Source organism: Patulibacter americanus DSM 16676, assembly GCF_000420025.1.
Taxonomy (GTDB): Bacteria; Actinomycetota; Thermoleophilia; order Solirubrobacterales; family Solirubrobacteraceae; genus Patulibacter; species Patulibacter americanus.
Genome location: NZ_ATUD01000012.1, coordinates 75,085 through 100,118, shown reverse-complemented (window position 1 = coordinate 100,118; position 25,034 = coordinate 75,085). Strand labels below are relative to the sequence as shown.

19 protein-coding genes and 2 tRNA genes are annotated in these 25,034 nt (G+C 73.6%); 8 read left to right on the top strand and 13 right to left on the bottom strand.

The window, feature by feature from the left end; translation table 11 throughout:
- Positions 1–106 precede the first annotated feature (106 nt).
- Entirely contained in the window at positions 107–2,833 is a 2,727-nt protein-coding gene (locus F593_RS0117320; protein ID WP_157251925.1) for a collagen-binding domain-containing protein, read from the bottom strand.
- A gap of 114 nt (positions 2,834–2,947) precedes the next feature.
- The gene (locus F593_RS0117315) at positions 2,948–3,340 is read right to left on the bottom strand and encodes a translation initiation factor (RefSeq protein WP_022930008.1); all 393 of its coding nucleotides are present in this window, start codon (positions 3,338–3,340) and stop codon (positions 2,948–2,950) included.
- A gap of 218 nt (positions 3,341–3,558) precedes the next feature.
- Here F593_RS0117315 and F593_RS0117310 point away from each other — a divergent pair, with 218 nt between their 5' ends.
- Positions 3,559–4,854, top strand: coding sequence for a hypothetical protein (locus tag F593_RS0117310; protein ID WP_084630155.1), 1,296 nt, complete (start codon positions 3,559–3,561; stop codon positions 4,852–4,854).
- Positions 4,851–5,285, top strand: a complete 435-nt coding sequence (locus F593_RS0117305) for a hypothetical protein (RefSeq protein WP_022930006.1) — start codon at positions 4,851–4,853, stop codon at positions 5,283–5,285. Before F593_RS0117310 ends, F593_RS0117305 begins: the two co-directional genes overlap by 4 nt.
- Before the next feature lie 30 nt (positions 5,286–5,315).
- On the opposite strand, the gene F593_RS30950 is transcribed toward F593_RS0117305, so the two are convergent.
- A complete protein-coding gene (locus F593_RS30950) occupies positions 5,316–8,237 on the bottom strand; it encodes a penicillin acylase family protein (RefSeq protein ID WP_245540820.1) in 2,922 nt (973 codons plus the stop codon).
- Between the two features lie 125 nt (positions 8,238–8,362).
- A complete protein-coding gene (locus F593_RS26225) occupies positions 8,363–8,656 on the bottom strand; it encodes a DUF4031 domain-containing protein (RefSeq protein ID WP_022930004.1) in 294 nt (97 codons plus the stop codon).
- 252 nt (positions 8,657–8,908) lie between these two features.
- Here F593_RS26225 and F593_RS0117290 point away from each other — a divergent pair, with 252 nt between their 5' ends.
- A complete protein-coding gene (locus F593_RS0117290; protein ID WP_022930003.1) occupies positions 8,909–10,444 on the top strand; it encodes a DHA2 family efflux MFS transporter permease subunit in 1,536 nt (511 codons plus the stop codon).
- A 25-nt stretch (positions 10,445–10,469) separates the two neighbouring features.
- On the opposite strand, the gene F593_RS0117285 is transcribed toward F593_RS0117290, so the two are convergent.
- Positions 10,470–12,143, bottom strand: a complete 1,674-nt coding sequence (locus F593_RS0117285) for a hypothetical protein (RefSeq protein WP_022930002.1) — start codon at positions 12,141–12,143, stop codon at positions 10,470–10,472.
- Positions 12,143–13,816, bottom strand: a complete 1,674-nt coding sequence (locus tag F593_RS26220; RefSeq protein WP_022930001.1) for an alkaline phosphatase D family protein — start codon at positions 13,814–13,816, stop codon at positions 12,143–12,145. The genes F593_RS0117285 and F593_RS26220 overlap by 1 nt, the downstream gene beginning before the upstream one ends.
- A gap of 147 nt (positions 13,817–13,963) precedes the next feature.
- On the opposite strand from F593_RS26220, the gene F593_RS0117275 reads away from it, so the two are divergent.
- A tRNA-Pro gene (locus F593_RS0117275) sits at positions 13,964–14,037 on the top strand.
- Positions 14,038–14,238: 201 nt separating this feature from the next.
- Here the strand turns inward: F593_RS0117275 and F593_RS30030 are convergent.
- The 6 genes from F593_RS30030 to F593_RS0117245 form a co-directional block, all read right to left on the bottom strand.
- Complete coding sequence (locus F593_RS30030) at positions 14,239–14,853, bottom strand: hypothetical protein (RefSeq protein ID WP_157251923.1); 615 nt, start codon at positions 14,851–14,853, stop codon at positions 14,239–14,241.
- A complete protein-coding gene (locus F593_RS0117265) occupies positions 14,811–17,342 on the bottom strand; it encodes a hypothetical protein (RefSeq protein WP_022929999.1) in 2,532 nt (843 codons plus the stop codon). Before F593_RS0117265 ends, F593_RS30030 begins: the two co-directional genes overlap by 43 nt.
- A gap of 3 nt (positions 17,343–17,345) precedes the next feature.
- Positions 17,346–18,575 carry a calcium-binding protein gene (locus F593_RS0117260; protein ID WP_028721771.1) on the bottom strand — a complete coding sequence of 410 codons (1,230 nt, stop codon included), beginning with the start codon at positions 18,573–18,575 and terminating at the stop codon, positions 17,346–17,348.
- Positions 18,542–19,129, bottom strand: coding sequence for a hypothetical protein (locus tag F593_RS0117255; protein WP_028721770.1), 588 nt, complete (start codon positions 19,127–19,129; stop codon positions 18,542–18,544). Before F593_RS0117255 ends, F593_RS0117260 begins: the two co-directional genes overlap by 34 nt.
- 193 nt (positions 19,130–19,322) lie before the next feature.
- Complete coding sequence (locus F593_RS0117250) at positions 19,323–19,562, bottom strand: helix-turn-helix domain-containing protein (protein WP_022929998.1); 240 nt, start codon at positions 19,560–19,562, stop codon at positions 19,323–19,325.
- A 17-nt stretch (positions 19,563–19,579) separates the two neighbouring features.
- Positions 19,580–20,020: a hypothetical protein gene (locus F593_RS0117245; RefSeq protein ID WP_157251921.1), complete on the bottom strand. Its 441-nt coding sequence runs from the start codon at positions 20,018–20,020 to the stop codon at positions 19,580–19,582.
- Positions 20,021–20,540: 520 nt separating this feature from the next.
- Between F593_RS0117245 and F593_RS26215 the strand changes: the two genes are divergently transcribed.
- Positions 20,541–22,349, top strand: a complete 1,809-nt coding sequence (locus F593_RS26215; RefSeq protein ID WP_022929996.1) for a methyl-accepting chemotaxis protein — start codon at positions 20,541–20,543, stop codon at positions 22,347–22,349.
- A 30-nt stretch (positions 22,350–22,379) separates the two neighbouring features.
- Complete coding sequence (locus F593_RS28715; protein ID WP_022929995.1) at positions 22,380–22,940, top strand: potassium channel family protein; 561 nt, start codon at positions 22,380–22,382, stop codon at positions 22,938–22,940.
- A gap of 57 nt (positions 22,941–22,997) precedes the next feature.
- Here F593_RS28715 and F593_RS0117230 read toward each other — a convergent pair.
- Positions 22,998–23,068: transfer RNA gene (locus F593_RS0117230), tRNA-Gly, on the bottom strand.
- A gap of 46 nt (positions 23,069–23,114) precedes the next feature.
- On the opposite strand from F593_RS0117230, the gene pheA reads away from it, so the two are divergent.
- Together pheA and F593_RS26200 are read left to right on the top strand one after the other, a co-directional pair.
- Positions 23,115–24,020: a prephenate dehydratase gene (gene pheA, locus F593_RS26205; RefSeq protein ID WP_022929994.1), complete on the top strand. Its 906-nt coding sequence runs from the start codon at positions 23,115–23,117 to the stop codon at positions 24,018–24,020.
- Complete coding sequence (locus F593_RS26200) at positions 24,017–25,033, top strand: prephenate dehydrogenase/arogenate dehydrogenase family protein (RefSeq protein WP_022929993.1); 1,017 nt, start codon at positions 24,017–24,019, stop codon at positions 25,031–25,033. Before pheA ends, F593_RS26200 begins: the two co-directional genes overlap by 4 nt.
- Position 25,034 lies beyond the last annotated feature (1 nt).

The window sequence follows — 25,034 nt, the reverse complement described above, 5'->3', positions numbered from 1 at the left end:
CCGGCGTCCCTGGGGCTACGGGAGCCCGAGGCCCCGTCGGTCCGTCGTGACCGTGTGGCCCGTCGGGTCGGCCGCCGGGGCCCGCCCGGGCCGGACCGGCCCGGGCCTAGCGCCCGAGCCGCAGCGTGCGGGTCGTCGTGCGGCCCGCGGCGTTGCGGACCGTCACGCGCACCTTGCGGACGCCCTGGGCGCGCAGGTCGCGGGCCAGGCGCTTGCTCAGCACTACGCGGACGGTGCCGGTGCGGCCGGCCTGCACGCGGTATGGACGCGAAGCCAGGAGCGCCTTGGCCCGGTAGGTGCGGCCGCCGGAGCGCAGGCGGCTCACGGTGCGGACCTCGACCGTCCCCGAGCACGCCGTGGCGCAGCGCAGGGCGACGGCGACGGTGCTGCCCTTCAGCACCGCAGTGCTCGGCGCGGGCGGCGCGACGGCGGCCGCGCGCGCGGCCGGGGCCGGTGCGGGCGCCGGGGCAGGCGCGGCGGCGACGCGCGCCACCGGAGCGACGGGCGCGGCGGGCGGGTCGATCTGCACGGCCGGCGGGTCCTGCGGGACCGGGGCGGCCTGGACGCGCACGGTGGCGCTCGCGCTCAGGACGGCGTCCTCGCGCAGCGCGCTCGACGACGTGCCCGTGACGGTGTTGACGAGGTCGAGCACCCCCTGTGCGTTGCGGGTGCGGTCACCGAGGCAGAGCAGGTACACCGTGCCGCGCAGGACGGTCGGGGCGGGGTTGTCGATGGAGAACACGCGCGACTTGATCTGCGGCTCGTTGCCGACGGGCAGCAGGCCGGCGTCGAGGTCCCAACCCGCGACGATGCCCTTCTCCTGCTCGCCGCACTCGAGCTTCGGCACGGCGGAGGTGCGCGCGGCGATCTCGACCGGCGCCGAGATGACGCGCCAAGCGAGCTCCGTCGTCGACCCGCGGGCGGGGCCCGTGAGGTGCGACAGGCAGCGGACGCCGACGGTCACCGTGGTGGCGTCCTGGTCGACGCGCACGCGGACGACGCGGCGCGTGGCACCGTCGGGGACGGACGCGACGATGCGCGCGCGGCCCGGGGGCGCGTCGACGCTCGCCGCGATCGGCGTGCGGCCGGTGCCGCAGTCGAAGACGACGGCGTAGGGCGTCGCGCGGGCGTCGAGGACGACGGTCTTCGTGACGGGGTCGCCCGCGAGCAGCGCGTGGCCGCTCGTCGTCCTCGCGGGCAGGCAGGCGGCGTGCAGGCGGACCTTGGCGTGGCCGGTGCCGCGGTTCTCGACGATCGCCTCGAACGCCCCGTCGGCGCGCACGCGCTGGGCGAGGACGTGGACGACGCTGCGGTCGGCGGGGCCGTTGTGGTCGACGTCGACGATGCGGAGGGAGCCGTCGGCGAGCAGGTCGCCCGCGCGGCAGGCCAGCACGAGGGTGCGGGTCTCGCCGGCGACGAGCTCGGACGTCGGGGTCTCGTCCTTGTAGGGCTGGATCTGGTCGTCCGGATCGGGCGCGGCGGCGAGCGGGGCGGCGACGCCGCGGACCTCGAAGCTCCGCGTCGCGCCCGGGGCGAGGGTGCCGACGGGGCAGCGCACGACCATCGTCGTGACCGTGCAGGCCGCGTCGACGGTGACGTCCTGCAGGCCGACGGGCAGCAGGTCGCTCAGCGCCACGTCGTTCGCCGGCGCGGTGCCGCGGTTCTCGGCGGTCAGGGTGAAGGTCACCGCGCCGCCGGGCAGGACGACGGGGGCGCTGACGCTCTTGCGCACGTGCAGCGCGGCGACGGGCGCCGGCGCGGGCGTCTCGGGCGTCGTCGGGGTGGTCGGCGTCGTGGGCGTGGTGCCACCGCCGCCTCCTCCCCCGCCCCCGTCGCCCGGGGGCGTGCCGGCGTCGACGGGCAGGCAGCCGGCGAAGAGGTGCTGGTGGGTCTCGCGGTCGGACGTGAAGCTCGCGGCGACGGTCTGACCGAGCGTGTGGCCGACGTTGCCGCCGACGACGACGCGGGCGGCCGGGGCGAAGACGGTGCCGCCGAAGGCCGCGCCCGTCTGCAAGGTCACGGTGTCGGCCTCCGCGACGTTCCACAGGGTGCGGGCGTTGCGCTCCGTCGTGCCGTCGTTGGACTGCTCGAAGCGGCCGGTGGCGTTGCGGTACTCGACGCGGCCGTTGATGGTGATCGGCCCCGTGCCGTCCACGTCGATCAACGTCGTCGAGCCGGCGGGCACGTCGATGTACGTCGCCCGGAAGTTCGAGCCCTGGAAGTCCGCCTGCTGCACGCGGAAGACGTTGAGCGCCGGGTCGGTGCCGGTGAGCAGCAGCACGTCGCCGCCCGTCGGGGTGGAGGTCGTCTCCGAGTTGACGACCGCCGCGGTGCCGTTGGCGGGCAGCGCGTGCCAACGCGCGGACCGGGCGCGCAGGTCGGGGAAGGCGGCGACGACGTCGAGCGGCGAGGTCGCCAGCCGCTTCGTCCCGGCGCCGCCGTTCAGGTTCATGCCGCCACGCAGATCGCGGACGTAGGCCGAGCCGGCCTGGATGGTGAAGGAGCCACCCGTGCCGTTGACCACCAGCGTCGGGTCGGTCGGCGCCTTCGGACGCACGCGGGTGCCGACGACCATCCACTGCGCGTCGAGCGAGCCGCCGTAGGCGACGGTGCCCTCGGACTCCGCACGCCGCTGTCCGTCGCCCGCCACGAACTCCGTCCAACCGCTGGCCGCGCCGAGCGGCGCGGCGTCGCAGACCGGGGCCGCGGCGGCCGCCGCGGTCACGCCTGGGCGGCCGAGCGCGGCCAGCGCCACGAGGGCGAGGAGCGCCGTCGCGAGGGCGACGAGGCGGAAGGGGGCGCGCGCGGCGGCGCGCCGGAGGACTGAAGGCATGGAGCGGATCTCGACGGCTGGGGTGGCCGTCAACTATCGACGCTGCAACCGAGACCTTGAATCTCGGTCGACGAATGGCACTGTGCGATGCGCCGCACAGGCGCTCCCCCTCGCTCAGCCGCCGGCGAGCACCGCGTCGTAGCCCTCGCCCTTGAGCACCTCGAGTACGACGTCCCGGTGGTCGCCCTGCAGCTCGATGACGCCGTCCTTCGCGGAGCCGCCGACACCGCAGCGCTTCTTCAGCCGGCCGGCGAGGTCGCGCAGGCCGTCCTCGTCGAGCGGGACGCCCGAGACCGTGGTGGCGGTCTTGCCACGCCGGCCGGCGGTCTCGCGACGCACCTTCACGCGCGACCCGGCGGCGGTGGGGCCGCCGGCCGGGGCTCCCCCGCCCCCGCCCGCGGGAGCGCCGCCGCGGGCCTTCCCCTTGCCCTTGCCCTTGTCCCGGCGGACGTCGCCGCCGTCGCTGGACCAGACGAGCTGCTCGTCCCTGCGGGGGATGCGTGCCATGGCCGGGACGCTAGCGCCCGCCGCGGCCGGCCGGATCGCCGGCGCGTGGGCCGGTGGCGGACAGACGCGACGCGATAGCCCGCCGCGCGGTGGCGCGCGGCCCGACGGCGACGGGGGGCCCGACGGCGACGGGCGGCCCGACGGTGACGGTGCACCGGGCGTCGACGGGCCGCCGACGCACGGCGGGCCCCCGGGCCGCGGCTGCGATGATCGTCCCGATGGGGGCCACCGGCGACGACGAGGAGCGCACCGGCTACGGCGCCCGTCGCGGCTGGCGCGCGCCGAAGGGCGCCGGGCCCGGCCGGACCGGTGGTCGCCGGCGCGGTCGCGGGCGCGACGACCGGGCCGCGGCCGCCCGGGCCTCCCCCGCCACGGACGACGCCCTCGCCCCGGACACGCTCGCCGCGCGGATCGCGCGCCTCTCCCGCCTGCCGGCGGAGGACGCCGCGGCGCTCGCCCGCGAGGACCTTCCGGCCCCGGGCGCACCCGACGCGCTGCCCGCCGCCTTCCGCGCCCTCGGACGGCTGCTGACGGCGGCACGGGACGCCGCGGAGACGGCGCGGCGGCAGGCCGAGGAGACCGCGGACCGCCGGGCGCGGGACGCCGCCCGGGCCCGCACGCAGGTCGCCCGCGCGCAGGAGCGCGAGACCCGCCAGCGCGAGAAGGCCAGCGCCGAACAGGGCGAGCGGCAGCGGCTCGCGGGCGAGCTCGAGCGGACCCAGGCCCGCCTGAGCCAGGTCGCCGCGGAGCGCGATCGCCTGCGCGGCCCGCACGTCGACGGAGCGGCGCGTCCCGGGGGCGTGCCCGGCCACGACGACGTCGAGGTCGCCGGGCTGCTCGCCCGCGTCTTCGACCTCGAGGCCCAGCTCGAGGAGCGTGCCGTGGCCCTCGAGGAGCTGACGGACGCGCGCGAGGCGGCCGAGGCGGAGCGCGACCATCTCGTCACCTCCGCCCGCCGGCTGCGGCGCCTGGCGCTCGAGGCGGGGGCCAAGGACGTCGACCTCGTCGACCCGGAGGACGCGGCCCCGCTGCGCGCCGACGAGCTGCCCGAGGTCCGCACCGTGCTCCAAGCCGTCGAGCTCGCCGCCGCCCACGCCGAGCACCTGATCTACACGGACCGGGCGTTCTCCTCCGCGCGCACCGCGCCCTACACGGAGCCGCAGAAGCTCCTGCGCGACCTCGTGGCGCTCGACCGCGTGGCGGCCGCGTGGGACGTGGAGACGGGGATCGGGCGGCCGATCCGCGACGTCGCCCTCGAGCAGCAGCTCGACTGGGCCGACGACGTCTCCGTCACCGCGCGCGCCCAGAACGCCCGGGAGTACCAGTTCTCGCACCAGGGCCGCCCGCTCTGGGCCGGCCCGCACGTGCGGGTCGCGACCGGCCGCGGGCTGCAGCGCACCTGTCGCGTGTACCTGGCGCTGGTCAAGGGCACCGAGCCCGACCTCGCGGGGCTTCCCCGGGGCGTCTACGTCGGACCCGTCGGACGGCACCTGAGCGACTCGACCAGCGGATGACGGGGCAGCCGCGCCGCGCGACCCCGGGACCGCTCAACGCCGCGGACGTCGCGGGTGCCGACTGGCTCGAGGTCATCGGCGAGAGCCTGCACCGCGACGCGCTGGCGGCCGTCGTGGCGCCGTTCCCCGACCGCGTCCGGCTGACCTGGGCCGTGCTCCTGCGCGTGCGGGCCGACCACGCGGCGATCGCCGCCGACGGGCACGCCGTGGCGGTCGTCGTCGGCGGACGGGTGGTGGGGTGGCTCCCGCGCGACGAGGCCGCCGGCGCCGCGTCGTTCCTGCGGCGCGAGGGCGGCGCCTGCTGCCCGGCGTTGATCAGGCGGGCGGAGCGCGGCGAGTGGCTCGTGGCCCTGCGCGTGGACCGCGAGGTGCTCGCGGGTCGCCGGCCGCCTTCGGGCGTCCTGCCCGTCGACGGCCTGCACGCCACGTAGGGCGGGGCGACGCGCGCCCCGCCCGGAGGCTCAGCGGACCGCCGAGACCCGGATGACGCCGCGGGGCCCGACCACGAAGCGGGCGATGCCGCGGCGGTCGGTGCGGGCCTGGTACTTGCGACCGCCCACGCGGATGAGCACCCGACGGCCGCGGGCGACGGCCTTGCCGGACGTCACGCGGATGCGGACGACGCGGCGACCGGAGCGGATGCGCGAGACCGAGCGCACCTGCGTGCGGAACCCGCGCGGACCCCGCGCGCCCTTCGGCCCGCGGGCGCCCTTGGAGCCCTTCGAGCCCTTCGACCCCTTCGGGCCGACGGGACCGGGGACGCCGGCCGGACCGGGCGTGCCGGCCGGACCCTGCGGCCCGGGAGCACCGTCGGTCCCGGGAGGACCAGCGGGGCCGGCGGGGCCTTCGCCGGCCGGCGGGGCGTCGTCGCCGACGTCCGCGACGGCCAGCTGCGCCGCGGCGATCTGCTCGTCCGTGTACGGCAGGTCGAGGAACTCCGAGTTCGAGAACCGGTCGGTCTGGTCGCGGTAGTACGGGGACGTCGGATCCTCGGACTGCGAGTAGCTCAGGAGCGCCCGCGCCCGCGGGCCCGTCTTCGGGTCCATCTCGGCGAACATCACGAAGCTCGACCCGTGCGTGACCTCGCCGTAGTTGGCGGGGTTCGTCGACGCCGTCGTGACGGGGTAGCACCCGGTGTTGCAGCCCGGGATCGCGATCCGGTCGGTGCCGCGCGTGGACTTCTGCACGTCGCCCCAGGTCGCGGACAGCGGCAGGCTGCGGGCCTGCAGATCCTGGATCGCGTCGCCCAGCGCCGCCTTCGTGGTGCCGAGGGCCGGGTTGAGGCCCGACGGCGTACCGACGGGGTCCGCCGCGTCGAACGGCGTCGTCCAGAAGCCGTTGCTGCCGATCTTCGCGCGGGCGTAGAAGCGGGCGAAGAGCCAGCCACCCTGGGCGTCGCGCCTACCGGTCATGTCGTACGTGTTCAGGACCGCGCACGCGTCCGCGATGTTCACGGTCGCGCCGTTCGTGGCCGTCACGGTCGTGTTCTCCGTGCACAGCTGCCGCAGGCCGGGGACCATGAGCTCGGCGCCGAGGTTGCGCTGCGACGTCCAGGCCCCCTCGAGCGTGGCGAGCGAGAACTTCGCCGCCCCCAGGCCGTCCGTGCCGGCCAGGCGCTTCCGGACGATGTCGACGCCCAGACGCGTGCGCAGCCCCTGCTCGGCCGTCTGGCCGGGAACGAGGTTGCCCGGCTCCAGACCGACGATCGGCGAGAACCCGGTCAGCCGGTTCTCCGGGTTCGTGAGCCAGTGCGAGTCGTTCGCGTTCTGGACGTACTCCTTCGTGACCCGCTGCGGCAGCTTGGCCGCCCCGAAGATGCCGGGGGCGACCGCGTCGTCGTCGCTGCCGAGAGCACACGCGGATCGCGAGCCGTCGAGGACGTAGACCCGGTTGACCCTGCCGGCCTGAGCGATCCCGTCGGCCACGCTCGCGACCCCGTTCGACCCCGGCACGCAGCTCCCGGACCCGATGATCTGGTCCGTCGTCAGGTGCGGCGTCACCGAGATGTCGGTGTAGAACGCGTTGCCGCGATCGTCGGCGCCGATCGTGTTCACCCAGGGGATGCCCTGGATGTCCTTCTGCGACTGCACGAGCTCCTGGGCGGTGTCGGCCCGGTTCATCGCGAGCCACTGGTCGAAGAGCCGCAGGTTGCCGGCGTTCGCGTCGTTGAACGCGTAGGCCGTCGTGGTGCTCCACGCGGGCGTCTGCTGCGCCGGGGCCTGCACGTTCATGGTGATGCCGAGCGGCGAGAACGCCGTCACGCGGCCGAACCGCGTGTAGTACCAGTCGTGGCTGCGCGGGCTCAGCGTGCCGTCCGCGCCGCGGACGTCGACGGTCACCGTCTGCTTGCGCATCGGGACCGTCTCACCGTCGTACTCGTAGCTCGTGGGCGAGCCCGGGACGAGCTTCAGGCGGTGGAGCGTGAAGCGGCGGCCCGTCGAGACGGTGTGCGACCAGGCCACGTGCTCGTTGTGGCCGATGTTGACCACGGGCGAGCCCATCAGGCTGGCGCCGACGACGTCGACGTCGCCCGCGACCTGCAGGTGGAACTCCCAGAACCGCTCGTTGCCCTGCCACGGGAAGTGGGGGTTGCCGAGCACCATGCCGGTGCCCGACCGGGTCGCGTTCGCGCCGAGGCCGAGGGCGTTCGAGCCCAGCTTGCCCTCGGAGTCGGGATTCGGGTCGAGGACGGAGCCCTTCAGGTTCTCCGCGATCTCCGCGGCGGACGGCGCCTCGTCGGCGGACGCGGCCGGGGCCGGGGCCGCGCGGGTCAGCGGGGTCGCGATCGGCGGGGCCGCGGCGACGAGGTCGGCGAGGTACGGCACCGAGCTGGCGCGCATGCCCAGGCTGTTGGCCAGGCGCCAGCCGTCGATCGGCTGGAGCGGACGCACCCACGCGGCGCCCTTGCACCGGGGATCCTTGATGCCGTCGGCGCCGCCCTGCTCCTGCAGGTAGCGGTTGTAGCCCGCGATGTAGCCGGCGGCCATCGCCTTCGCGTCGGCGGACGGGCCGTCGGGCGCCTTGCGCTCGAGCTGCTTCTCGATCGTGCGGTCGTCGATGATCGACTTCCAGAAGAAGTCCGAGGTGACGTTCGCGTTGTTCGTGCCCGCGCCGAGGAAGCGGGAGCGCTCGCCGCTCGTGGTGAGGTAGGCGTCGGCGAGCGTGCAGATGTTGTCCTGCGCCGCGGCGTAGCCGACGCCGAAGCCGCCGTCGGCGAGGGTGGACGCCTTGATGTGGGCGACGCCGCCCGTGGTCCGGGTGACCTTCGCGTCGTACGCCGACGCGGGGCCGGCCGCGGTGAGCGCGACGGCTGACGCGGCGAGCGTCACCGCGGCGGCGCGCAGTCCGCGACGGCCGACTGGGCGGGGCTGGAGGGGACTCATGGTGCTCCGGGTCTCGGGGGGTGCTGACGGGGCGACACTAGGAGCGCTCCCCAGCCCCGAGGGCATCATTCGTCCGTGGACCCCGTACATGCCGGACGGGACCGGGGATTCTTCTTATGGCCACATCAGCCACTCGCGGCGGAACGGGCCGCCCGGCGCGCCGCGATGTTGCTGCGCGCCGCCTCGCGCCAGGGACGCGGCACCGCGCCGAGGGCGATCGCCCGCTCGCGGCCCAGGCGGGTGAGGTCGTAATGGTCGTGCCACGGGCGCCCCGGCTTGGACTGGAACCACGCGCGACGCAGGCCCAGGCGCTCGGCGAACGCGTGCAGCTCGTCGTTGGTGTCGGCCTGCAGGTGCCCGCCGCCGCTCCAGCGGCCCCAATCGCCGTCCACGAACCCGTCGTCCACCCAGACCGTCACCCGTCCGATTCTGCCGGACGGGCCCCGGGGGCCCGGCGGCACCGTCGGATCCCCTGCCCGACGCGTCCGCGGAGGGCGGGCGGGGCGGGCCGGACGGGCGGGCGCGGCGCTCCGGGCGGGTGCGGCGATCCGGGCGGGTGCGGCGAACCGGCGGGCGCGGCGAACCGGACGGGCGCGGCGGTGGTGCCAGGGCGGGCGTGGCGCGTAAACACTCAGTCGCCGTAAAGGTCGTGTGACTGTACTATTCGCCGCATGGCCGCTCCTCCCTCTCCCGCGCGCGCTCCCGGCGCCCCGCCCAACGCGATCGACCGCGAGACGTGGATCGTCGCCGGCGTCGTGATGCTCGGCGCGATCATGTCCATCCTCGACACCACGGTCATCAACGTCGCCATCGACCGTCTGGCGTCGGACTTCGACTCCTCGCTCACCACGATCCAGTGGGTCGTGACGGGCTACACGCTCGCGCTGGCCGCCGTCATCCCGATCACGGGGTGGGCTTCGGACCGCTTCGGTACCAAGCGCATCTACCTGTGGTCGCTCGTGCTCTTCGTGCTCGGCTCGGCGCTCTCCGGTCTGGCCTGGAGCTCCGGCTCGCTGATCGTCTTCCGCGTCCTGCAGGGCATCGGCGGCGGGATGATCATGCCCGCGGTCATGACGATCATGACCAAGAAGGCCGGCCCTCACCGCATGGGGCGCGTCATGGGCGCGCTCGGCATTCCGATGCTGATCGCCCCGATCGTCGGCCCGGTCCTGGGCGGCTGGCTCGTCGACGACGTCTCCTGGCGGTGGATCTTCTTCATCAACCTGCCCATCGGCGTCGTTGCCTTCTTCGCGGCGCTTCGAGTGCTCGACCAGGACCAGCCGCAGCGGGCCCACCGCCTGGACTGGCTCGGCCTCGTGCTGCTCTCCCCCGGCCTGACGCTCCTGATCTTCGGCCTGGCCGAGTCCGCGAGCGACGGCTTCGGCGCCTTCCGCTCGTGGGGGCCGATCGCGCTCGGCGCCGCGCTCGTCGTTGGGTTCCTGCGCCACTCGTGGACGGCGAAGGACCCGCTCATCGACATCCGGCTGTTCACCCACAGCCGGGCGGGCGCGGCGGCGGGCACGTTCCTGCTGTTCTCGATCGCGTTCTTCGGCGCGCTGCTGCTGATCCCGCTCTACTACCAGTCTGTCCGCGGCGACACGGCGCTGCAGTCGGGCCTGCTGCTCGTCCCCCAGGGTCTGGGCGCCGTCATCACGATGCCGATCGCGGGGCGCCTCTCGGACCGCATCGGCCCGACGAAGCTCGCGGCCTTCGGCATCCCCTTCGTCGTCGTCGGCATCTCCCCGTTCGCGTTCGTCACGGCGGACACGTCCTACGCGCTGCTCTGCGTGTTCGGCTTCGTGCTCGGGCTGGGGATGGGCCTGTCGATGATGCCGACGATGACCGCGGCGATGCAGGCCGTGCCGCCGCAGGCGATCGCCCGGACGAGCACCGCCATGAACATCATCCGGCAGTCCGGCGCGTCGATCGGCACGGCGATCCTGTCCGTGATCCTCGCGTCGAACATCAAGGGCGAGCTCGGCGGCGCCGGCAGCGGCGGCTTCGACGCCGTGCACGGCATGAGCGAGGCGCAGCGGGCGGCGATCGCGTCGCCGCTGGCCGACGCGTTCGCCGCGACCTTCGTGTGGGCGCTGGCCCTGCTGGCGCTCGCGTTCGTCCCGGCGCTGCTCATGGCGCTGTGGAGGGACAAGCGGGGTGCCGATGACGCCCCGGCGCCCGAGGCCACGCCGCCGGTGTTCGCCGAGTAGACGGCGGAGCGCGCCGGCCGTCGGCTCAGAAGCCGACGACCTGCATCAGCGTCGTGGCCGAGACCGTGCGGCCGCGGGCCGTCTTGCGCACGCGGCCCGTCGCGCGGACGACCACGACCCGCTGCCCCTTCGGGCGGGCGATCCGCGCGGACACCGCGCCCGTGCGGCTGCGCTTGACCGTGCGCACCGTCTTCCACGTCGCCCGGCCCTTCGTGCACGTGGCGGTCTGGACCCGCACCGCGCGGGTGGCGGCCAGCGGCTTCGAGAGTCGGCCGCGGAGCACGACGCGGGTCGAGCCGGCGCGCCCGACGCTCGTGACCGCGAAGCGCGGACGCAGCCGCACGCTCGAGGCCTTCACGCGGCCCATCGTCGCGTAGTAGCGCGAGCCGGCCCGCCGCCCGGCCTTCGCGACGGAGAACGTGCGGGCGAACGTCCCCCGCTTGCCCACGCGCACCGAGGCGACGGCCTTCTTGCGGCCCACGAGCCGCAGCGCGATCTTGCGCCCCGCGTAGCGGGTGCCCGCGACGCCGTCGAGGCGCACCTTCGAGCGACCGCGCGTGCGGGCGTTCGTGATCAGGAGCTTGTGGGTCGTGCACTGCAGCAGCGCGTCGGCGGCCGTCAGCTGCTTCGCGGGCTCGGGCCGCGGCGTGCCCGTCACCGGCAGCGCCGCGCTCACGGCCAGCCGCGAGGTGGCCCCGGCGAGCGGCCGGTCGACGCCGAGGCGCAGCCAGACGGTGCCCGGGCCGGTCGCGCGGACGGTCAGCCCCAGGCCGTCGCCGTCGCCGGTGTCGGCGCAGCTCTGCGCGCTGTCGCCCGTGACGGGATCGCCGAACGCGGTCAGCGTGCGGGCGGCGCCGTCGGCCGTCACGTTCCAGGACCCCGCGGCCGGCACCTGCAGGCGGCGCCAGACCGTGGCCGGCGCCTGGCAGGCGGGCTGAGCGGGGTCGCCCGGGCCCAGGGTCGCCCCGGCGAGAGAGACGTCCGTGGTGCTCGACGGCGTGAGGGTCGGTGCGCCCTCCGGGTCGTCGCCGGCCGGGGACGGCAGCGCATCGGCCGGCGTCGCGGTCAGGCTGGCGACGACGGCGCCGAACGGGTCGCCGTCGCGCCCGCCCACCTGCACGAGCGCGGGTCGGCCGGCGGGCAGGACGGCGGTGACATCGGGCGAGACCTCGCCGCGCCCGGTGTCGCCGAAGACCTCGCGTCCGTCGCAGAGCTGCGGCTCCGTGACCTGGGCCGTCTGCGGCGTGCCGCCCACGGGCTGCACGAAGAGCGCGAGGTCGGGGACGGCGGTCGGGACGTTGCCCGCGTTCGTCGAGGCCGGCGTGGCGGAGACGCGGATGACGCGCGGGCGCGCCTCGGGAGCGACCCACGCCCAGCCCGTGCGGGTGAAGCTCGTGGCGCCCAGGCAGCGCGGCACGCCGGCGTCAGCCGTCGCGGCGGAAAGGTCGGTGACGGCCTCGCGGTCCGTCGGGTTCGGCGGGTTCTCCGCCTCGACGGCCACGAAGGGCAGCGCGCCGGAGGGCATGTCGTAGGCGGGCGGGGCCGCGAGGGCCGGTGCCGCCGCCGCGAGGGCCGCGGTCAGCGTGGAGAGCGCGACGACGGCCGTGCGACGGGTCGTCGTCCGACCGCCGGTGGGGCGGTCGGAGGCAAGGCGGTCGGCGGCACAGCGGCCCGCGGCGACGGAACGGAGCGGGCGCATCAGCCGGCCCTCCGCCGGTCGCGGATTCGGTCGTCGTGCGTCGTGCGGACGGTGGCCTGCTGCTCGGCCAGACGCGCACGGCGGGCCGGCCCTGCCGTGGCGATCCGCTCCTCGGCGATGCGCCGCTTGGCCAGCGCGGTGCCGGCCTTCGCCGGCCGCTCCGCGGGCTCCCCCGCGCGCGTCACGCGCTGGTCGCCGCCGAGCACGCCGGCCTCTTGGACGAAGCTGTTCGCGCCCCGCTGCTGCACGAACGCCGCGATCGTCGTGCAGGCGTCGCCCTGCTTCGTGATGTCCGACGCCCGGTACTCCACCCGCATCTGCTTTTCGTTCGCACGCACGATCGACCAGCCGTGGCGCGCGCCCTGCACGTAGCGGAACTGCGGGTTGATCAGATTGACCACCGTGTTGCCGAGCAGCTCGATGACCTCGGGGATGCCGGACGACGTGACGGAGCCGCCGACGAACTCCGTGGCGACCTCCTTCCCGGTCGTCGTGCCGTCCACCGTCAGCTGGTTGGCGAAGAAGATGTGGATGTCGCCCGTCAGGAACGAGACATCGTTGATGCCGGAGCCGATGTGGCCCAGGAGCTCGTTGCGCTCGGCGACGTAGCCGTCCCACTGGTCCGTGTTCAGGGTCTGGCCGCCGAGGGGGCCGTTGAACCCCAGCAGGGCGATCATCGCCGGGTTGCCGAGGAGCTTCCAGCTCGCCCCGCTGTTCGAGAGCCCCGCCTTGACCCAGTCGAGCTGCGCGCGGCCGAGGAACGCCTGGCCGGGGTCGCCCGTCGTCCGGTACTGACGCTGGTCGAGCATGAACATCTCCGCGTGCTTGCCCAGGCGCCAGTTGCGGTAGAGCCGGTAGCGGTCCCCGGGGACGGAGAGCCGCGGGTGCCACTCGAAGCTCGCGCGGTAGCCCGCGGCGCGCTGCATCGCCGACAGCGGCTCCTCGCCGTCGGTGTAGTTGTCGGCGACCTCGTGGTCGTCCCACACGTGGACCGTCGGGTGCAGGCGGTGGAGCTCGCGCAGGTGCGGGTCGGAGCGGTAGAAGCGCAGCTTCGCGCGGTAGCTCGTGATGTCGTTCGTCGTCAGCTCGTCGGCCGCGCCGCCGGTGTCGCGCGCCGCGGCGTACTCGTAGGTGTAGTCGCCGAGGAACGCGTAGAGATCCAGGTCGTGTGCGGCCGCGTCCTTGTGCGCGTTGAAGAACCCGGCGGTCAGCCGCTGGCAGCTCGAGTAGCCGACCGCGATCTCCTTGTCGCTCTGCGGATCGGGCGCGGTCTTCGTGCGGCCGATCGGCGACATGCCGTCCCGGGACTGCCACACGTACCAGTAGTGCGTGTCGGGCCGCAGGCCGGGAACGCGGGCCTTCAGCGTGTGGTCGACCCCGGACGAGGTCGGAACGAGCACCGTCGCCACGATCGTGCGGAGGTCGGGATCCGACGACACGAGCAGCCGCGCGCCGGTGCGTGGACGGTCGGTCGTCATGCGGCCCCAGAACGTGACCGCGTCCGGCGTCGGCTCGCCCGAGGCGACGCCGTCGAGGAACGCTCCCGGCCCGACGCCGCGCGTGCCGGTGAGCAGCCGCGCGTGGGCCGGCGTGCTGAGCGCCACCCCGGCAGCGACGGCGCCGGCGCCGACGACGATGGTGCGGCGGGTGGTGCGGACAGCGGAGGTACCCATGCGGCCCCTGAGTATCGGCGACCCCGGTGCGCTCGTGGTGGAGACTTTGTGAACGCCGGTAGAAAAGCACCGGGCGACGCTCGACAGACCCTGCCCCGGGACCCGCACGCCGCGATCGGCCCCCTCTGAGCTAGTCTTCTGTGTCCTCGGGGAGTGGCGCAGTCTGGTAGCGCACCCGGCTGGGGGCCGGGCGGTCGCAGGTTCAAATCCTGTCTCCCCGACTGAGGAACGAAGGGCCCGCGAGAGCGGGCCCTTCGTGGTCTCGGATGCACGACGGTGTGCGCGGTCGCCCGCAACGCCACCCACACCCGTCCGTCACCAGATCAGAGGTGGGCTGCGCTGGCCTTCAGAGCCGGGAACGATGAGGATTCGTAGGCGGGCGAGCCCGCAGCCCGAGCCGGCCCGCCGCTGCCGTAGTCGGTTCAGAACCGTCGGTACTGCGTGCTCGCGCCGAACCCCGTGGCTCCGTTGCCGACGTACCCCGAGACCCCGACGCACACATCGTCCTCGACGTCGCGGTTCAGCTTGATGTCGACATAGGCGCCGTTCGCCACGTTCACGCGGCGCCGCGCCGGTCTCGCGTCCGACGTGGTGATCAAGTCGACGGGCGGGCGAATGCGGTTCTGCTTGTCCCGGCCCCGCCACCAACGAAGCAGGCCGACGTACAGGTCACTTTCATCAGAGCCACACTTCGTGCCCTTCGGAAGCCCAGCAACCGAGACCCGGGTCTGCGCATCCCACATCGTCAATCCGGGCGATGATGGGACAGCCGGCTGCTGACGCGACCCGAACGCTATGCGCACCGTCGAGCGATCTAGAACGGTCACCCGCACGCCGGTCGGGATTCGCGGATCGACTTCCGCCACGGCGCCGATACGAAGTTCAACCGACCGCCCCCGATCCGCGACAAGCACCCACAGACCCCCAGCGGCGACGGCCGCCACGAGCGCCGCAAATGCCAGAACGTAGCTCGCACGGCGGGTCGGCACGTGGATCAGGGCCTCGAATCCTCGTCGAGGGTGGTGCCCGTCGCCCACCAGGTGCTCTGCTCTGAGATTCTCTCTCCGCCTCCGGGCCAGCAGACAAGGTAGTTCTTACCCTCGTCGTTGCGGCCGAAGGTCATCGTTTGCGACTTACCCTTGCCCCAAGTCACCTCATTCTCGAACGCGACTGCGAGGCCCTCCCACTCGAGAGACGAATCCCCGCCCCTTGTGAACGAGGAGTCGATCGTGGATTTGAGCTTCTCCTCCCCCGCCATGAACAAGACGGCCTTGCCGTCCCGGAGCCTCTGCTTACCGCATCGGACGAGCGACAACGGCCTCGAGCGGCTCTTCCCTTCCCACGTCGTAGGCTCGATCGAGTTGACCTTGTACGTCTCGCCCGTCTCGCACGTGTAGATCCACCGGTATTCCGTGAGGTAGATGCGCACGTAGATCTGGTGTCGAGCGCGGCCGCCGAACGTCCGGCTGGCACCGAACTCGCTCGAGCCTCGAACCGTGACCTTCCTGCCGGTCCTCACAGGGCCCCCGCCGAACGTGATCGCGGACCCTGTCGTGGTGACGTTGCGCTCGGAAAGCGTCAGATCGAACTTCACGCCCCGCGTCGTCTGTGCCTCGGCCACGTTGACTTCGATGTACGCCCGGTCCCGCCGGCCAGGCGCTCTAGGGAGCACCGGCTTCACCTTCCGATCCGTGACGCGGTCGGGCGTATTTCCGTCAGAAGAGCAGAAGCTGCTCTTCCCGGAGATATCGGGCGGCGGCGGATTGCCAGCAGCTCGGGACGAACCCGGCGCCGCCGTTACGGGCACCATGGTCGGCGACGCGGCCCGGAGGTCGAGCTGCACCTTCGGAGCAATCCACTCGTCCTTGACCGGGATGCCGCCAGGCAGCACCGGTCGAGATTTTAGGGGTCTCGACGGCGGGATCCCCAGGTCTCCGGCGCCCCGCGCTCTCGTCCGCGCAACGCTGCCGTCGGGATTCACGAACCACGAGGCGCTACTCATCGTGATCCCTCGACGGCCGTATGCCATCACTTCGACGTTGATCAGCCCGTCGCGCTCCCGAACAAACTGCGCGACGGCGGGATCCGCCATGTTGGGCTGCAGGGACAACGTCCCGCCCTTCCTCGGCACGCCTTCAGCCACCGTCAGGGGCTCCACCTCGGGGCCGTCGACGTCCTGCGTCAGAGGGATCCCGTCAGGCCGCGCCATGACAACGACACGCTCCACGTCGCCCCGAACACCCACATCCAGGCCGGGATCGGGTAGGGGTGCCCTGCCACCGCGTCCGGGCCTAGGCTTCCTTGCGGCGGGCGTGCGGCGCTGTGCCGTCACGACGTTCCCGGCCTGATCTTCGACGCTCACGGATACCGTCGACCGCGGCGCAACCTCGGTCGGGACTCGCAAGACGCACGAGCGCTGGCCCTCGGCACAGCCCTGGACGTCCACACCGGCAACCGAGAGGGTGCTGCGCTTAAACCCTGAGGCGGTGTCGCGAATCCGGATCGTGGCTCCGGGCCTGACCGCCGACGGCCAGTCGATCTGTGGCGCCCGTCTGTCGACTCTCACCGTCGCCCGGGTCGTCTGTGCGAGACCGGCGCCGTTCTTGGCGCGCACGATCAACGTGGTGCGGCCATCCTCTGCCATGCCGAACACGCGGTCGACCGACTGCCGCTCCGCTAGCGGTGGAGTGGCGTACGCTCTCGGCACCGTGTGCTTGGCATCTGCCTGCCACCGCCCGAGATCCAATGTTCTGGTTCCCGTCTGCGATCGAATTTCAGCGGAGATCTGCTCGACCCCCGTCTGCTTGTCCTCCGCAACGACCCCGAGATCCACGGTCCGCGAGTTCGTCCATAGCGTTCCGGTATCCACCCCGCTGACCGCGAGCGTGGGCCGGCTTGGATCATCGATCGTGAACGTGACCTTGCCGAGCCGCACGTAGGCGCCGTCGGCCGGATCGGCCGGCTTGCAGTCACCGGGGACCAGGACGCTGCACGGACGGCTGTACAGCCACAGGCCAAACCCGCCCGCTGTCTGACCAGGGGGGGTTTGGAACAGGTAGCTCTCGTCATCCCACGTCGCACCCGACGCGATCACTTCGCGCAGCACCGAAGGCGAGCGCGGTTGCGGATCCGGGTCGAGGGACGCCATCCAGACCCTGCCGATCTGCCCAGCGAAGGCCTTGCCCGAGAGGTGCTCGACCCGGACGCGCTTCACGGTCGCACCGAGAGGCGCGTACCACCACCAAGCGCCGAGCGCGTTGCTGTAGGCGACTCCCCCGTTGCCCCGGGGAGCGATCCTGAGGCCGGTGCCGGGTGTGAACGTCGACTCGTACCATGGGCCCTGCTGCCCCTCCTGGCGCGGAGGGTCGTTGAGTGCCTGCCAACCGGCACTGCCGTACGACGGGTCCGTGAAATCGTACGTGAGCTCAGTCGTCTTAGCGACTGCCGTCGTCGTCCCGGGGAGCCCGGCCAGGAGCAGCGCCGAAGCCGCCAGGAGAGTCCGCGCGAATCGCGGCAAGATCTTCATGGTTCAGCCCCGCTTGATCTTGACGGTTCGCTTGGCGATGGATCCTTTACCGAACTCGTCGCGTGCAGCCACGACCACCAAGACGCTCTTCCTCTTCGCGAGCGTCCTTGCGCGGCGACGATCTATGGTCGGAACCCGAACCGTGACGGTCTTTCCGGCCTGGATCCGGATCACCCTTCGTGCGAAGTTGCGGTTCTTCTTCCCCGGGTCACGTAGCAACACCGTGGTTGCGCAGTACCCCGCCGTCTGGGCATCGCAGCCCACACGGACCGTCGATCGCATCGCGTTCTTCGCTACGACGACGCGATCCGCCGTCCGGGTGGCGAAGATCATCTCGGGGCGGCGAAGGTACGACCCCACGGTCACACGTTCGCAGGCGACCGCGATGCTGTCGAAGCTGTCGGCGACCACGGTGTCCCGGCCAGCGTCGCACCGAACGCTGTCCGCTCCGGCGTCGGGCGCCTGGGGCGAGAGGTCGTCCACGCGGATCGTGTCGTCTCCACCCCCGGCAGCAACCCGGTGGGCGGTGCCAATCGCCCCGATCACGAGGTCCCCGGCCGTGCCCCCGACGACGTTCTCGATCGCATCCGCGATTCGGTCCCCTTCGCCTGCCGCCCCGGAGTTCGATTGCCGGGACGAGACGTCGATCGTGGTCGCCGACGTGCGTTGCGCGTACGTCAGCTCGTCGACGTCGGCCCCGCCGTCGAACACTGTGGGACCGCCCTGAGGTCCTGCGTCAAGGACGTCCCTTCCCGCAGCCCCGAGCAGGACGTCGCTCCCCGTCGAAGCGGAGAGTCGATCGTCTCCATCACTCCCGTTCAGCACCGTCCCCGCGGGGCCCGCCACCAGGAGGTCATCGTCTGTAGTCCCGTCAACGCGTTCAACGTCCCCGGCCACGTCGTCGCCTTCTCCCGCTGCCCCATCTCCCGCGCCCCCGCCCACGGTCACCACGACGCGCTGGTCGTGGTCGGCGTAACTCACGGTGTCCGTCCCGTCGCCACCAGACAGGCCGTCTGCTCCAGCGTCACCGCGGAGCGTGTCCTGCCCGCCGCCGCCGAACAACCGGTCGGCGTGTCGTGTACCGAGGATCTGGTCGTCTCCGTCGCCTCCACGCAGGGTGGCTGCGCCGGTGGCGTCGGTCGAAAGAAGGAGATCGTTCCCGCCGCCGCCGTCGACCTGGTCCTGGTCGCCTTCGACGGTTACCTGGTCATCCCCGGCCCCAGCGCTAGACACGTTGCTACCGACGCCAGGGAGCAGCTGGTCGGCACCGTCCCCCCGTCGAGCACGTCCCCACCTCCGCCGCCGTCGAGTTGATCGTCCCCGGTTCCACCCGACAACACGTCAATACCCCCGTTTCCGGTGAGCAGGTCGTTGCCGGCTCCTCCGTCCAGCCGGGAGCCCGTGACTGGTGCTGACTGCATGATGTCGTTCCCGGCCTGACCAAACGCCACGACCGAAATGTCCGACGAGACATCGAGTTGGTCGTCCCCGTCGCCAAGCATGACGACCAACTGCGTGTCACTCGGGCACAAGAGCTGTTGCAGGTCCTCGTCGTTCGTGCACCCGCTGGGGGCAGGGCCCTCAAGCGCCTGCCCAAACGTGTCGACCGCCAGACGGCCATCGGCGACGCGCGAAACGGAAACGGAGTCATTGCCCACGCCGGTCGTCAACGAGATTTCGTTGCCGGGCCCCGGGATTGCGACGAACGCATGCGCCGCTGTCGGGGCGGCCATGACAAGACCGGCGGTTAGCAAGAGACCTACCGGCCTCTTGAGCGAGATGTTCACTGGGACTCCTGGTGCGAAGAATGGTGCGCGGGACGTGCGCGCCACGACCGTACTCGCCGCAGACGCCACACACAAGGGCTCGCGGCGGCTGGCCTGCTACGCCACAGCCGGGATCTTGAGCCGTCTCCGTCGCCCCGGGACGGGGACCCTACGTTCCTGCAACGGCGGTGGTCCCAACCCGCTGGGCTCCCCCCTACCGCGGCCGCCCCGTCCTCGGGTCGATCGTGCGCACCTCGGCCGGCGGGGCGTCGTGCATGACGAAGGAGACCTCTTGGACCGTGCGGCCCATCTTCTTCGCGATGTCCGCGACGGTGTTGCCGGCGGCCCAGAGCCGCTTGGCCTCGTCGCGCTCGTCGTAGGTCATGCGGCGGTCGTCGTCGGGGCGAGCCTTGCGGGCGTCTTCGTCGCGGCGTCGGGGGCGTCGGGTGCTCATCGCGTCGTCTCCCGTCCTCAGGTGAGCTTGGACGAGGTCGGGGCGCGGGAGCCGCCGCCCGGCTCGATGTCGACGCCGGCCGGGCCGGCGGAGAGCCCGCGCAGCTCCGCGCGGGCGGCGACCTCGTAGGCCGACTTGGCGGCCGCGGCCGTCGGGTAGGACGCGAACATCGTGCGGCGCCACAGGCCGTCGAAGTTCAGGTACTGCCCCGTGCCGTCGCCCTGCTCCTCGACCACGACCCAGCCGGGCCCGTGGGCGTACCGGTCGTCGGCGGCGATCCGCACGAAGACGGGGCGGATGCCCTCCTCGCCGTCGGTCCGGGGCCGGCAGCCGCCCATGTGGAACTCGCGCCGCTTGTCCTCGGCGTCCGCGTCCGGATCTCGCACCTCGACGGGCACGAACGCCCGCTCCACCGTCCGGGTGGGGGCCCACGGGGGACGCTCGTCGCCTGGGCTCATCGGGGATCTCCGGGTCCACGCATGCCCCAAGCGTGACACGACGCGGGGCGGAAGTGCGTCGGGACACACGAACCGCGCCGCCGTCCGTGGACGGACGTCCCACCCGTCGGCCGCCACGCCCGCGCCGGGGTGTCGCCCCGGGCGGGGTGCGTCGGCGGTGCCCGCTGTCGCCCGTCCCGCCCCGCGGCGCCGCCTCCGGCCCCGCCTTAGCTGCGTCCCCCACAACGATTAGCCCGGCCGAAGGTTGCCGCTCCCTCGCGCCAAGGTCGGGGCAGTTCAATGGATCCATCGCAGCAGCCACCCCGTCGAAGGAGTTCGCCGCATGATCACCGACCGCACCGTTTCTGACCGTCGCTCCGTCTGATGGAGCCCCCAAGACCCCCGCGTCCGCAGCAGTAGGGCGGGCGCGGGCACAGACCACAGCAGGACCCTCCGAGGCCGCGGCGCAGACCGCGGCCTCGCTGCGTCCGGGGGCGGGTGCGCTCAACTCGTGTGACGCATTGCCGATTAGCGAGGGACTATGCGCCGCACGCTCACCGTCAAACTGCTCGTGGCGCCGGTCGTGGCGCTTCTCCTCCTCGTCGTGGTCGGCGTCGTGGCCGTCAACGCGCTCTCCAGCGTCACGACGCGTAGCGACGTGATGTACGCCCACGCCGCCCGGCCGCTGGCCGAGCTCGGCACCGCCCAGGTGGCCTACAACAAGAACCGCACCGTGCTGCGCGACCTGCTGCTGCAGGAGGACCCGGAGACGCTCGCCACGCTGCGCGAGGACCTGAAGGCCAACGCCGCGCAGACCGATGGGCTCGTGGCCGCCGCCGGGCGTCACCTCGAGGACCCCGAGGGCCGCAGGGTCGCCGCCGCGCTGCAGCGCGACCTCGCCGCCTACGCCCCCGTCCGCGACGCGTACGTCGAGCGGGCCGCCGCCGGCAACGACGCGGGCGCCCAGGCGCTCACGGGGCAGAACAAGGAGCTCATCACGCGCATCGGCGAGGGCTTCGACACGCTCTACGCACTGACCACCAAGATCTCGCGCGACCAGGACGCGGCCATCACCGACGTCTCCGACAGCCGGCGCTCGCTCATCCTCGGCATGCTCGTCCTCGCCTTCGTCGCCACGCTCGGCTCGGGCCTCTACGTCGCTCGCCGCATGGTGCGGTCGGTGCGCGAGGTGCGCGAGACCGTGGTGGCGCTGCGCACCGGCGCCGTCGAGCCGCTCGCCGGCGGACTGCGGGCCCTCTCGGCCGGCGACCTGACCCTCGTGGTGCAGGCCGACGCGCCGCCCGCCGCCTCCCACGGCGACGACGAGCTGGGCGACCTGACCCGCGACGTCGAGGCCATCCGCGTCGCCACCCTGGCCTCCGTCGAGGAGTACGGCCGCACCCGCACCGAGCTCGGCGACCTCGTCGGCGCCGTGTCGACCTCGTCCCAGACCCTCTCGGCCGCCTCCCAGGAGATGGCGTCGACCTCGGAGGAGGCCGGCCGCGCCGTCACCGAGATCGCCCAGGCCGTCTCCGACGTCGCCCAGGGCGCCGAGCAGCAGGTCCGCTCGGTCGAGCAGGCGAAGGCCGCCACGGAGGAGGTCTCCGTCGCCAGCCGCACCGGCGCCGAGGCCGCCCAGCGCACCGCCACCGTCGCCGCCGAGGCGCGGCAGATCGCCACGGACGGCGAGACCGCCGTCGCCCAGGCCACCGAGGCGATGCGCCAGGTGCGCGAGTCCTCCGACCACGTGACCGCCGCGATGCAGGGCCTGGCCACGAAGAGCGAGGAGATCGGCGGCATCGTCGAGACGATCACCGCGATCTCCGGCCAGACCAACCTGCTGGCGCTCAACGCGGCCATCGAGGCCGCCCGCGCCGGCGAGCAGGGACGCGGCTTCGCCGTCGTCGCGGAGCAGGTCCGCAAGCTCGCCGAGGAGTCCTCGCAGGCCGCCGCGTCGATCTCGAAGCTCGTCGAGGAGATCCAGGGCGAGACCGCCCAGGCCGTCGTCGCCGTCGAGGACGGGGCGACCCGCTCTGCCGAGGGCGCCGTCACCGTGGACGAGGCCCGCGACGCGTTCGCCAAGATCGGCGTGTCCGTCGAGGACATGAGCGGCCGCGTCGAGTCGATCGCCGCCGCCGTCGGCCAGATCGCCGCGTCCGCCGAGCGCGTGCAGGCCGACATGACGCAGGTCGCCGCGGTCGCCGAGCAGTCCTCCGCGTCGTCCGAGGAGGTTTCGGCCTCGACCCAGCAGACGAGCGCGTCGGCGCAGGAGATGGCCTCGGGCGCCCAGCAGCTCGCCGCCACCGCCAGCGAGCTCGAGCGGCTCGTCGGGCGCTTCACCGTCGCGTAGGGGGCCGGCGGCACCGGTACGGTGCCGCCGATGCCCGCACGCTTCGACGTCCTGTCCCTGCGGATACTCGGCTGGTTCGGCCGGCGGCCGATCCGCAACCTGCTGCTGTACCTGCTGCTCGTCGTCCTGATCGCCGCGGCCCTCTACTCCCTGACGGAGGGCGCCGAGATCAACTACGCCGACGGGCTGTGGTGGGCCGTCGTCACGCTGACCACCGTCGGCTACGGCGACATCTCCCCCGCCTCGATCGGCATGCGGATGGTCGCGGTCTGGGTCATGGCCTCGGGCCTCTTGAGCGTCGCCGCCATCACCGGCGTGGTGGCGGCCCGGATGTCGGTCGCGGCGCTCGCCGAGGCCGACGCGACCCAGGGCATCGACGACGACTTCGAGCACCTGAGCAACGACCTGGCCGACGCCGTGATGCGGGTGAAGCACCTGCAGGAGCGGTTCCGCCTGGACGAGCGCGGCGACGACCGGGTCTGCGCCGCCGCGCGCGAGGTGGTCGAGCGCCACCGCGCGGGGACGGTGGACGACGCGGCGATCGACCGGCTGGCGGCCGCGGTCGACGCGCAACGCGCGACGGACGCGTAGGACCGGGAACGACGAAGGCCCCGGGGTGACCGCGGCCTTCGTGCGTTCCGGATGAGGAGCGGGCGACGGGAATCGAACCCGCCCTAAGAGCTTGGAAGGCTCCTGTGCAACCACAACACCTCGCCCGCCGGAGCGACGCAGTCTAGCCGGAGGTGCGCCGGGTAGGCTCGCCGGATGGCCGACCTGGCGTTCCTCGGGCCCGAGGGCACCTTCACCCACCGCGCCGCGCTCGACCTGGCGCGGGACGGCGAGCGGCTCCTGCCCCTCGACCACGCGGGCGACGTGATCGCCGCGGTCTCGCACGGCACGGCCGACGGGGCGGTCGTGGCGTTCGAGAACAGCCTGGACGGCACCGTCGCCGCCAACCTCGACCTGCTGCTCGGCACGGACGAGGAGATCGTCATCGTCGCGGAGCGCGTGATCGAGGTCGCGTTCGACCTGTGGCGGCTGCCCGGAGACGGTACGCCGGTCACGGGCGTCGTCGCGCACCCCGTCGGGCTGGCGCAGTGCCAGCAGTTCATCCGCGCGCAGGGGCTCGAGACGCGCGCGGCGAGCTCGAACGCCGTCGCCTGCCGCGAGGTGGCCCAGGAGGCGCGGCCCGGCTGGGCGGCGCTCGCGGGACCGGACGCCGGCGAGCAGTTCGGGCTCGCCTCCGTGCAGCAGGGGATCCGCGACGACGAGCGGGCCGCCACCCGGTTCCTGCGCCTCGGCCGCCGCAGCCCCGGCGCGACGGGCCGCGACCGCTCGGCGTTCGTCCTCTCCCCCGCCCAGGAGCGCGCGGGCAGCCTCGTGCGCCTGCTGCAGGAGTTCTCCAGCCGCGGCGTCAACCTGACGGCGATCAAGTCGCGCCCGACGAAGGAGCTGCTCGGCGAGTACGTGTTCTTCGTCGAGGTCCAGGGGCACCTGCACGACCCGCGCGTGCGGGACGCGACGCTCGGGCTGCTGCGCGGCTCGGCCGACGTCCGCTACCTCGGCTCGTACCCCGAGGACCCGACCCGCCCGGCGCAGCGCCCCGCCACGGACGGCACGGACGAGGAGCGGCGCCTGCAGGCGATGCTCGACCACACGGAGCTGGCGTGACCGGCGTGCGGGTCGGGGTCTGCGGCCTCGGCCTGATCGGCGGCTCCGCGCTCTTGGGGCTGCGGGCCGCCGGCGTCGACGTCCGCGGTTGCGACGTCTGGCCGGCCCCGCGCACGTGGTGCGGGGAGCAGGGCATCCCGGCGGACGACGCGCCCGAGGCGACCGCCCGGGCGGTCGACGTGCTGCTGCTCGCCGTCCCGCCCCACGCGACGGCGAAGGTCGCCGCCGCGGCGCTCGAGGCGAACCCGGAGCTGCTCGTCCTGGACGCCGCCTCGGTCAAGGTCGCCGTCGTGGACGAGCTGCGCGCCCGCGCCCCGGAGCACGCCGGGCGGTTCCTGCCCGCCCACCCGCTGGCCGGCGGCGAGCGCGGCGGCTTCGCGGCGGCCCGGGCGGACCTGCTGGCCGACGCGACGTGGGCCGTCTGCCCGCCCGCGGACGACCCGGACGGCGCCGAGGCGACGCTCGACACCCTGCTGCGCGTCGCGCCCGTCCTCGACGCGCTGCGCGCCCGGATCGTCGCCTGCACCGCCGAGGACCACGACCGGGCCCTGGCCGCCACGAGCCACGGCCCCCACGTCGTCGCGGGCGCGCTCGCCGCCGTCGCGACGACACCACCGACGGGCGGCCCGCTCGCCGCGGTGCTCTCCGGCGGGGCGCTGCGCGACATGACCCGCGTCGCCGCCGCGCCGGCGGGCCTGTGGGTCGAGATCCTCCACGCCAACGCGGAGGCGACGGCCGACGCGCTCGACGCCACCGCCGCCCGGCTCACGGCCGCGGCGGCCGCCCTGCGCGACGGCGACCACGACGCGTTGGAGGACGCGTGGACGGGCGGCACGGCCGCGCAGGCGTCGATCGCCGGCGCCCGCTGGGCCGCGCCGGCCTGGGAGCCGCTCGAGCTGCCGTCGAGCTGGGCCGCGCTGCTCGCGCTCGGCACGGCCGGCGTGGCCGTCCGCGAACTGCGCGCCGCGGACGACGGGCGGGTTCGCGGCGAGCGCACCGGCTCCCCCGCCTGAC

Excerpts from the sequence above, each read along its gene's own strand:
- F593_RS0117285 (WP_022930002.1), bottom strand. The coding sequence starts at position 12,143 with ATGCGCCCGCTCCGTTCCGTCGCCGCGGGCCGCTGTGCCGCCGACCGC.
- F593_RS26215 (WP_022929996.1), top strand. The coding sequence starts at position 20,541 with ATGCGCCGCACGCTCACCGTCAAACTGCTCGTGGCGCCGGTCGTGGCG.
- F593_RS0117305 (WP_022930006.1), top strand. The coding sequence starts at position 4,851 with ATGACGGGGCAGCCGCGCCGCGCGACCCCGGGACCGCTCAACGCCGCG.
- pheA (WP_022929994.1), top strand. The coding sequence starts at position 23,115 with ATGGCCGACCTGGCGTTCCTCGGGCCCGAGGGCACCTTCACCCACCGC.
- F593_RS0117320 (WP_157251925.1), bottom strand. The coding sequence starts at position 2,833 with ATGCCTTCAGTCCTCCGGCGCGCCGCCGCGCGCGCCCCCTTCCGCCTC.
- F593_RS0117245 (WP_157251921.1), bottom strand. The coding sequence starts at position 20,020 with ATGAGCCCAGGCGACGAGCGTCCCCCGTGGGCCCCCACCCGGACGGTG.
- F593_RS30950 (WP_245540820.1), bottom strand. The coding sequence starts at position 8,237 with ATGAGTCCCCTCCAGCCCCGCCCAGTCGGCCGTCGCGGACTGCGCGCC.
- F593_RS0117290 (WP_022930003.1), top strand. The coding sequence starts at position 8,909 with ATGGCCGCTCCTCCCTCTCCCGCGCGCGCTCCCGGCGCCCCGCCCAAC.
- F593_RS0117315 (WP_022930008.1), bottom strand. The coding sequence starts at position 3,340 with ATGGCACGCATCCCCCGCAGGGACGAGCAGCTCGTCTGGTCCAGCGAC.
- F593_RS26220 (WP_022930001.1), bottom strand. The coding sequence starts at position 13,816 with ATGGGTACCTCCGCTGTCCGCACCACCCGCCGCACCATCGTCGTCGGC.
- F593_RS0117250 (WP_022929998.1), bottom strand. The coding sequence starts at position 19,562 with ATGAGCACCCGACGCCCCCGACGCCGCGACGAAGACGCCCGCAAGGCT.
- F593_RS28715 (WP_022929995.1), top strand. The coding sequence starts at position 22,380 with ATGCCCGCACGCTTCGACGTCCTGTCCCTGCGGATACTCGGCTGGTTC.
- F593_RS0117265 (WP_022929999.1), bottom strand. The coding sequence starts at position 17,342 with ATGAAGATCTTGCCGCGATTCGCGCGGACTCTCCTGGCGGCTTCGGCG.
- F593_RS0117310 (WP_084630155.1), top strand. The coding sequence starts at position 3,559 with ATGGGGGCCACCGGCGACGACGAGGAGCGCACCGGCTACGGCGCCCGT.